Below are 7,244 nucleotides of genomic sequence, written 5' to 3' on the forward strand. Positions count from 1 at the left end.
TGTAGACCGTCTGCCAAGGCCCGTAGCGTTCGGGCAGGTCACGCCACGAGATCCCGGTGCGGATCTTGTAGACCATCCCGTTGATGACCTGCCGGTCCGACACCCGCGGCCGGCCCGTCGCGGCCCGCGGTATCAGCGGAGCGAGCAACTCCCACTCCTGGTCAGTGAGTTCATGACGACGTACCACCCCACCATGATCCACGATCTGATGATCTTTGAAGACGGACCCTAGTTGTTCCGGTGTTGATCGGCGACCTGAAGACGACGGTCCTGAAGGACAACGGCTTCAGCGACGTTCTCCCGGTGGAGTTCGCGCGTACGCAGGCGGCAGTCCAGGACGAATCCGCCATCGAAGACCTCGTGAAACAGGTACTCCAGGAATTCGCCGAACTGCCCGACCTCAGCGCGGAACCCGACAGCATGCGGAAATGGATCGGGCTGGTCGCCGACTACCTCGAACGTACGCGCAAGAAGAAAGCTCTGACCGAAGCGGTCCGCGCTCTCGGGATAGCCGACGAATACCTGCCGAACAGAGACGCTCAGGCAGGCGTCGGTCAGTTCATCGCCCAGCAGATGCTGGACGCGGCGCCGGGCGGACAGCTCATGAACGCCATCTTGGAGATCGCACCCCACCTGGACGGAGACTCGCTGGAGCGGCTCATCACCCAGGTGACCCCGGCCTGGATCAGCGGAGAGGTGGCCCGCCACCTGCTGCCGTCGGAGGCAGGCGCCTCCCCGCACCGGCGGACCGTGGCGTTGAACGCCTGCGAGAGCCGGACGGCACACCAATTCGTCGACCGCGCGATGTGCCTAGACTTCGGGCACTATTGGATCGGTGCCGCCGGTGGTGTGGCGGTGGGTGAGGACCTGGCGCAGGAGACTCTCGATCAGTGCTTCGGAGCTGTGAGACATCTCCTCGGGCTGCCCCCGGACTGGCCGCTCGAAAAGCTGATGGTCAGGCCCGGCTGCTTCCACTTCCTTATCCTCACGATGCATCGGCTGAGGCCGGAGATCGTGGCTGAGGTCGTCGCTGAGCTGCACCGGGTGGTTCCGCAGCTGATCATCATTCTGCTCACCGGGGACACCCCCCCGACCGCGGAGGCTCTGCGAGAGTGGCGCCTGGACGAGGCGATCGTCCTCTCACCGCCACTGGGGCCGGACGAGGAAACCCTCGGCTATCAACTGGCCCATGACCTCCGGTCCATTCCCGATCGGTTGAACGGCTGCTGGAGGTAACCGCTCATGCCCAACGACAGCCCCGCACAGACCGGCCCGGTCCGCACGGCCGGTTCGGCCGGCGGCCCGCAGCCGTTCGACTCCCCGGACCGTCGGGACGGCCGGGTATACGTCATGCTCGACGAGGTCATGCTGGCGGTCAATGTTGCCCTGGCGACCGGTCGCCCCCTGCTGCTGCGCGGCGATCCGGGGTCGGGAAAGTCATCCCTCGCCCCCTACATCGCCCGCCGACGGGGCTGGCGCTACTACGAGCACGTCGTCACCTCCCGTACCCGGGCCACTGATCTGCTGTGGACCTATGACCACGTGCGCCGCCTGAGCGACGCTCAGGTGCGCGCGCCGGGCGAGTCGCTGGCGGACCACCGCTATGTCACGCCTGGCCCGCTGTGGTGGGCCTTCGCGCCCGGATCGGCGGCACGCTCCGGCGAAGCTACCCGCAGTGGACCGCGGCACAGCCACCGGGAAGACCCGTTCCGCGAGATCAACGACACGCGTTCGCCGCACCATGCCGTCGTACTCATCGACGAGATCGACAAAGCCGAGCCGGACATGCCGAACAGCCTTCTCGTGCCACTCGGTTCCAATGAATTCACCGTCGCCGACACGGGCGAGCAGATCCGGAAGGAGCGTTCCCCCGGGGAGACGCGGAGCGCCGAGAACCGCCATCTCATCATCATCACGACGAACGAGGAACGGGAACTCCCGCAGGCGTTCCTGCGCCGCTGCGTCGTCGCCTGGCTGCCGCAGCCCGATTCCGGGCGGCTCGTGCGGATCGCACAGGAGCACTTCACACATTACGACGAGGGGTTCACGGAGTCGGACCGGGAACTGGCCGAGATGCTTGCCGAAGAGCTGAGCCGTGCCCGCAGCACGGCGAAGAAGCAGGGGCTGAGGGCGCCGAGCACGGCGGAGTTCCTGGACGCTTTCCGTGCCTGCCGGAGCATCGGCATCAGCCCCGCGGACGAGCGCTGGGAAATGCTGAAGCGACTGGTTCTGCTCAAGCCTCAGCAGCCGGACGAGTGACCGATGCGAAGCGACGTGTGGATCCAGGATCTCCTTCGGGCCCTCCCTCTTGCCCAGGGACAGGGCCAGGAGGCCGAGCGGGCGATCGCGAGACTCCTGGGCTTTGACATCACCACCCCGGGCATCGGCTCGCAGGACGTTGACCCGGGCAGCACCGTCTTTCCGGCGACCGGAGACGCCGACCTCCCCGGCCTCGTGCCGGAGGAGCCGAGTCCGGACGGCCTCGCCTCTCATCCGCGCACACCGGACCTAATGGCCAGCGGCAGCGTAGGTGAGGACAACGCACTGCCCCTGCTGGAGCCTTCTGGCGAGGAATCCCCTCTCCCGTTCGAGTGGACCGCTCCCTCACTGCCACCACCAGATCGCAGCCGCCTTCAGGCTCCCCTCTCGTACGACCCGCTGCTCGCCCCACGGTCTACCTCCGCTTTGCTGCACCTGGCGCTCTCCAGGCAGGTGGACCAGGGCGAACTGGATGTCGAGCGTGTCGTCGAACAGCTCTCCCAGGGCCTTCCGCTGGAAAGTCTGCCGCGCCGCCCCCTCCGTACAGTGCGGTTCGGTGTACAGGTGCTGGCGGATCTGGGCGTCGGCATGGAACCCTTCAGCCGCGATGTGCACGAAACCGTCCACCACGTTCGGGCGACCGTAGGACACGAACACACGCAAGTCGCCTACTTCGACCACTGCCCCGTGCGCGGTGCCGGCCCGGGGCCGCGCTGGACCTGGGGAGAGTACGTACCCCCGGCACCCGGGACCCGGATCCTGATCCTCAGCGATCTGGGGATGGGCGGGCCGAGGCTTGACGCGCGCCGCAGCAGCAGGGCCGAATGGGAGCGGCTGGTACGCACCCTCGTGTACGCGCAGTGCACAGCCGTCGCCTTCGTACCCTTCCCTGAGCAACGCTGGCCGTCATGGGCGGCCAAGCTGCTGCCCCTGGTGCCCTGGGACCGGCACACGACGGCGGGGTGGGTGGCTGCGCACATCGGGTGAGCGGCGCGCCTGCGACAGCCTGACGTCCCGGACGAATCCCCGTCGAGCGGGGCAGGGCAGGCACCAAACACCACCTGATCACCGACGCTACCGGCATTACTATGGCCGCCGCCCCGACCGGCTGCGACCGCGACAACGTCCTACTCCTGACCCTCGGCCGTGTACGACACTGCTGGCGACGCCGGCCTGTCGCTCACGCATCGAGGCCACGGCGTTGTCCCGAGGGAGCGCCAGCCCGTGTCAGCCAACCCGTTCCAGTAGGGCGCCCAAATGCGAATGTTGCCTAACTGTGGCTCCAAGAGATGGACTTCACCGTGTGCGATGATCACGTCCTGAACGTCAGTAATGGGTCAGTGTGAGTCCTCCAACATCTGGCAACCGCTGACCGGACACGAGAAACGATGTACCCTCCGGACACGGCCCTTGACCTGTAAAGACAGGCAGGGAGCAGGCATACCGGGAGTTTCTTTATGTTTCGTACCGTATTCAAGTCCAAGACCTAGCGTTTGGGTGTTCTCACAGGTCAGAGCCCTGATCGCGGCCTCCAGGTCAGCAAACGATCAGCATCGGACCGGACGGTGTCCGGCTTGCTGACCTGCGTCTACGGCAGGGGCCTTCTGCGCCGCCCATCCCCTGCTCGGAAGGCTTGATTGCGTGACTCGACAGCTCGCACGTGGGATGGGGGCCTTCTTTAAGGAGTGCAGTTGTTCCAGGCCGAATCGTTGCCCGCACCCGTACACGATTCGGTTCAGGGACGCTCTCGTAAACAGCGTGAAGAGGCTGGTTTCGGCACGCAGGACGACGCCATCGAGCGACTGACGCAGATCTACGCGGAGAGAAGGAAGACAGCGCCATCCATTGCTGAGGCCCGCCGTGAACTCGGTCAGCAGACGGTCGCGTAATACGCGAAGCAGTGGCGACCCCGGCAGCGGAGGATGACCGAGTACTCCACAGGCTGGCACGTCGACAGCTCCATCAACGTGTACATCATCCCCCGTCTCGGATCAAGGAAGCTGAACTCGGTCACGCCGATCGTGGTCGAGCGTTTCCTGGATGAGTTGGAGACCGACGGGGTCGGGCGCGGAAATCAGGTGAACATATTCCGTGTCCTCAAGGCCATCCTGCGGGATGCCTATGGCAAGGGTGCCATGGCGGACGCCCCTCTGAAGGGAGTCCAGGAGCCGGAGTACGTTCGGGAGAAGGTGGTCATTCCCTCCCTCGACTATGTGAAGAGAGCGCTGACTGTCGCGGATCACATCCTCGCGCTTGAGATCGTGATGATGGTGGGCTGCGGCCTGCGAAACGGGGAAGCCCGCGCGGTGAACATCAACAATGTCGTGGCGGACGACGTCTACCGGGTTCACGAGCAGATCCACTCGAACACGCACGAGCCTGCGAAGCTGAAGCACCGCAAGGCGGGGGAGTTCCGAGAGGTTCCTCTGCCGCGCTCGGTGCGAGAAGCGATGAAGCGCTACGAGGAGAAGCACGGCACGACGAAGGACGGCCACCTCCTGTGTGGTCCCAGCGGCTACTACACCGAGCCGATGGAACGCCGACGTGTGCAGAAGCTCTTCAAGGCACTCCCCGCGCAGGACGGTGCGGGCATGTACAGCTTCCGGCGCTATTTCGCCTCGAACGCGCTCGGGAACGGGATACCGATCACCGACGTAGCGGAATGGATGGGACACAAGTCCATCGAGGAGACGTATCGCGCACCCACCGGCATTTGATGCCCGGGAGCATCACGAAGGCGGCGCGTATCCTGGACGCCGGCCTCTGGGAAGCAGCCTGATTCCGCCGGCTCTTCGGAACAGCAGGTCCTTCGTCTGCTGTCGACTGAGATGTGCCCGCCCGCCTCTAGCGCAGCACGTCCACGAGGATTTGGCACAGGGCCTTGGCATCGTCCAGGGCGTTGCGGCATACCGTTTCGGTCAGTATGAGACGCTGTCCGATCTGCGCGGATGAACCAGGCACCTTGATCAGGTACTTCTCGTCCACGATGCCGTCGTTATGGGGGGAAGACGTGCCGGGCGGCCCAGGTTTCGAGGAGGCGTTGCCACGTTTGCGGGCCAAGGGCGGTCCGCAGGTCGAGGAAGCCGGCGGTGACGATCAGGTCGGCCATGTGGTCGAGACACTGGAAGATGGCCCCCTTGCCATTGAGGAGGCTGGCCGCGTTCGGCACGGCCGCGCGGAAAAGGGAGGAAGCCAAGGCTTCCACGACTCCGACCACGTTCTCTACGGTGTCGACCCAGTTGCGCGTGAACACTCCCTGCTCCCGGAGCAGTGCCTTGGCGTCCGTGGGCAGGGCTTCCAACGCGTCCAGGCGGGCGGTATCGGCCTGGAGGGCATCGAAGGCGACCGACGCGGCCGGTAGCTGACCGCACATGGGGCAGTGCCGGTGTTCCCCGAAGACCGCGTAGTTGTTCTGGCATCCCGCGCAGGTGCGGACACGGACGAGTTGCTCCTCGTCGATGCCGGGCAGCGGGTGAGGGTAGAAGGGCTGCGACCTGTAGGAGAAGGAGATGCTGCCGCCGCGCGAGCTGCGTGCCAGCCCGCCGAACATTTTGTCCAACTCCTGACTGACCATCTGCATGGCGAAGTCGCCTGCGGCGTGCATGATGCGGTCGCGCTGCTGCTCGGTCATGAACTCCGAGTACTCCGCGTGGTGTCCGCAGTAGACGCACCAGAGGGCGAGGCTGTCGGGTAGTGCCTCGTACTGCTGAACGTCCATGCGGAAGACCAGCGAACGCTCCGGGCACTGGCGGCCGAAGAACCCGTTGTCATCGGAAGGAATGCTGACCCGCGTCTCGAACGAGTCGCCCTGACGGCCGACGAGTTCCGCACCATCGGCCATTCTGAACCTGTGGTGGTCACGCATGAGCTGATTGTTCCCCTCGGTGCTGACAGTGGGTTCTGTGCGTGCGCCGCTGGTCAGCGGTGGCAGGTGATGCGTTCCTTGAAGAGGTCGAAGCCGCGTTGCATCATCGCGACGGTGCGGTCTGTGGCCCAGAACAGCACCTTGGGGGAGCTGGTGATTTGTGCGAGGGCCAGGCGCCCCTGGGTGTCCACGATGTTGCGCTCCAGGATGCTGAGGGTGCCGTAGATGTCGCCGTGTGCCAGCGAACTGCAGCTGCTCCATACGACTTCGGCCTCTGCAGAGCCCATGAGAGTCAGGGCTCCCGCTTCCCGCACGATTTCCGAGTACGTCGCGGGCTTGAGGACCCTCTTGGCGTCGGCAGGGTCTGTTCCCGCCTTGATGACGAGGTCGGTCAGCTGCTGCATCCGTACGTCCAGCGGCCGCCTGGGCTGTTGATGGAGCAGCGCGTTCATGCGGTCAGAGTTCTTGTTCTCGCCGGCCTGCATGCACAGTCGCCGCTGCACGCGGACGAGGCGCTGGTTGGGCCCGAGCATCCATACGGCGCGGGCGCTGTTCTCGAAAGCGCCTCGCAGCAATGAGTACTGCCCGTGGGTGTGGAGCGTGATCGACACCGAGTTGTCCTGCGGGTCGTCCGCAAACGTGGAGCGGAAGCAGTGGAGGTGGTCGACGGCCACGCCCAGAGCGTTCCAGGCGTTGTGCGACACCTGGTAGGGGTCAGTCTTGGCGTCGTCCCCGGCCAGGGCGCTGCCGGGCTGCACCTGCCACTGCCTGGAGTCGGACTGGGTGAGGCTCTCGTACGGCCTGGCGCTGTCCAGCAGTGCAAGGATCCGTCTGAGGTATTGATCTTCCTCAGTGGTGGTTGTCACGACTTGAGGGTATGGGTGAAAGTCGTACTAGGGTCCGTCTTCAAAGATCATCAGATCGTGGATCATGGTGGGGTGGTACGTCGTCATGAACTCACTGACCAGGAGTGGGAGTTGCTCGCTCCGCTGATACCGCGGGCTGCGACGGGCCGGCCGCGGGTGTCGGACCGGCAGGTCATCAACGGGATGGTCTACAAGATCCGCACCGGGATCTCGTGGCGTGACCTGCCCGAACGCTACGGGCCTTGGCAGACGGT

The 7,244-nt window shown here is 65.2% G+C and carries 10 protein-coding genes; 6 read left to right on the forward strand and 4 right to left on the reverse strand.

The window, feature by feature from the left end; all coding sequences use genetic code 11:
• Positions 1 to 202, reverse strand: a 202-nt coding sequence (locus B7767_RS45495; RefSeq protein WP_373408285.1) for a transposase, incomplete at its 3' end; no start/stop codon positions are given.
• 38 nt (positions 203 to 240) lie between these two features.
• Between B7767_RS45495 and B7767_RS41570 the strand changes: the two genes are divergently transcribed.
• From B7767_RS41570 to B7767_RS41585, 5 genes are all read left to right on the forward strand, one after another.
• Positions 241 to 1,236, forward strand: coding sequence for a hypothetical protein (locus tag B7767_RS41570; protein ID WP_085576364.1), 996 nt, complete (start codon positions 241 to 243; stop codon positions 1,234 to 1,236).
• A 114-nt stretch (positions 1,237 to 1,350) separates the two neighbouring features.
• A complete protein-coding gene (locus B7767_RS41575) occupies positions 1,351 to 2,259 on the forward strand; it encodes a MoxR family ATPase (protein WP_256923768.1) in 909 nt (302 codons plus the stop codon).
• A gap of 3 nt (positions 2,260 to 2,262) precedes the next feature.
• Complete coding sequence (locus tag B7767_RS41580; protein WP_256923769.1) at positions 2,263 to 3,246, forward strand: hypothetical protein; 984 nt, start codon at positions 2,263 to 2,265, stop codon at positions 3,244 to 3,246.
• 704 nt (positions 3,247 to 3,950) lie between these two features.
• A complete protein-coding gene (locus B7767_RS48910; protein ID WP_256923770.1) occupies positions 3,951 to 4,148 on the forward strand; it encodes a hypothetical protein in 198 nt (65 codons plus the stop codon).
• A 33-nt stretch (positions 4,149 to 4,181) separates the two neighbouring features.
• On the forward strand, positions 4,182 to 4,976 hold the full coding sequence (locus B7767_RS41585) for a site-specific integrase (RefSeq protein WP_256923771.1): 795 nt from the start codon (positions 4,182 to 4,184) through the stop codon (positions 4,974 to 4,976).
• 127 nt (positions 4,977 to 5,103) lie between these two features.
• Here the strand turns inward: B7767_RS41585 and B7767_RS47055 are convergent, their stop codons facing one another.
• From B7767_RS47055 to B7767_RS48915, 3 genes are read right to left on the reverse strand one after another with little or no spacing between them, the layout of a single operon-like run.
• On the reverse strand, positions 5,104 to 5,244 hold the full coding sequence (locus B7767_RS47055) for a hypothetical protein (RefSeq protein ID WP_179167538.1): 141 nt from the start codon (positions 5,242 to 5,244) through the stop codon (positions 5,104 to 5,106).
• Between the two features lie 10 nt (positions 5,245 to 5,254).
• Positions 5,255 to 6,124 carry a hypothetical protein gene (locus B7767_RS41590; protein WP_085576366.1) on the reverse strand — a complete coding sequence of 290 codons (870 nt, stop codon included), beginning with the start codon at positions 6,122 to 6,124 and terminating at the stop codon, positions 5,255 to 5,257.
• Between the two features lie 53 nt (positions 6,125 to 6,177).
• Positions 6,178 to 6,990 (reverse strand): hypothetical protein, encoded by an 813-nt coding sequence (locus tag B7767_RS48915; protein ID WP_085576367.1) that lies wholly within the window; start codon positions 6,988 to 6,990, stop codon positions 6,178 to 6,180.
• Between the two features lie 72 nt (positions 6,991 to 7,062).
• Between B7767_RS48915 and B7767_RS48920 the strand changes: the two genes are divergently transcribed.
• Positions 7,063 to 7,244 (forward strand): transposase (locus B7767_RS48920; protein ID WP_256923773.1); only part of this gene is annotated, 182 nt, incomplete at its 3' end.

The sequence above is a fragment of the Streptomyces sp. 13-12-16 genome (genome assembly GCF_002114215.1).
Taxonomy (GTDB): Bacteria; Actinomycetota; Actinomycetes; order Streptomycetales; family Streptomycetaceae; genus Streptomyces.

Coding starts and splice junctions, on each gene's coding strand:
- B7767_RS41575 (WP_256923768.1), top strand. CDS start 1,351: ATGCTCGACGAGGTCATGCTGGCGGTCAATGTTGCCCTGGCGACCGGT.
- B7767_RS41580 (WP_256923769.1), top strand. CDS start 2,263: ATGCGAAGCGACGTGTGGATCCAGGATCTCCTTCGGGCCCTCCCTCTT.
- B7767_RS41585 (WP_256923771.1), top strand. CDS start 4,182: ATGACCGAGTACTCCACAGGCTGGCACGTCGACAGCTCCATCAACGTG.
- B7767_RS41590 (WP_085576366.1), bottom strand. CDS start 6,124: ATGCGTGACCACCACAGGTTCAGAATGGCCGATGGTGCGGAACTCGTC.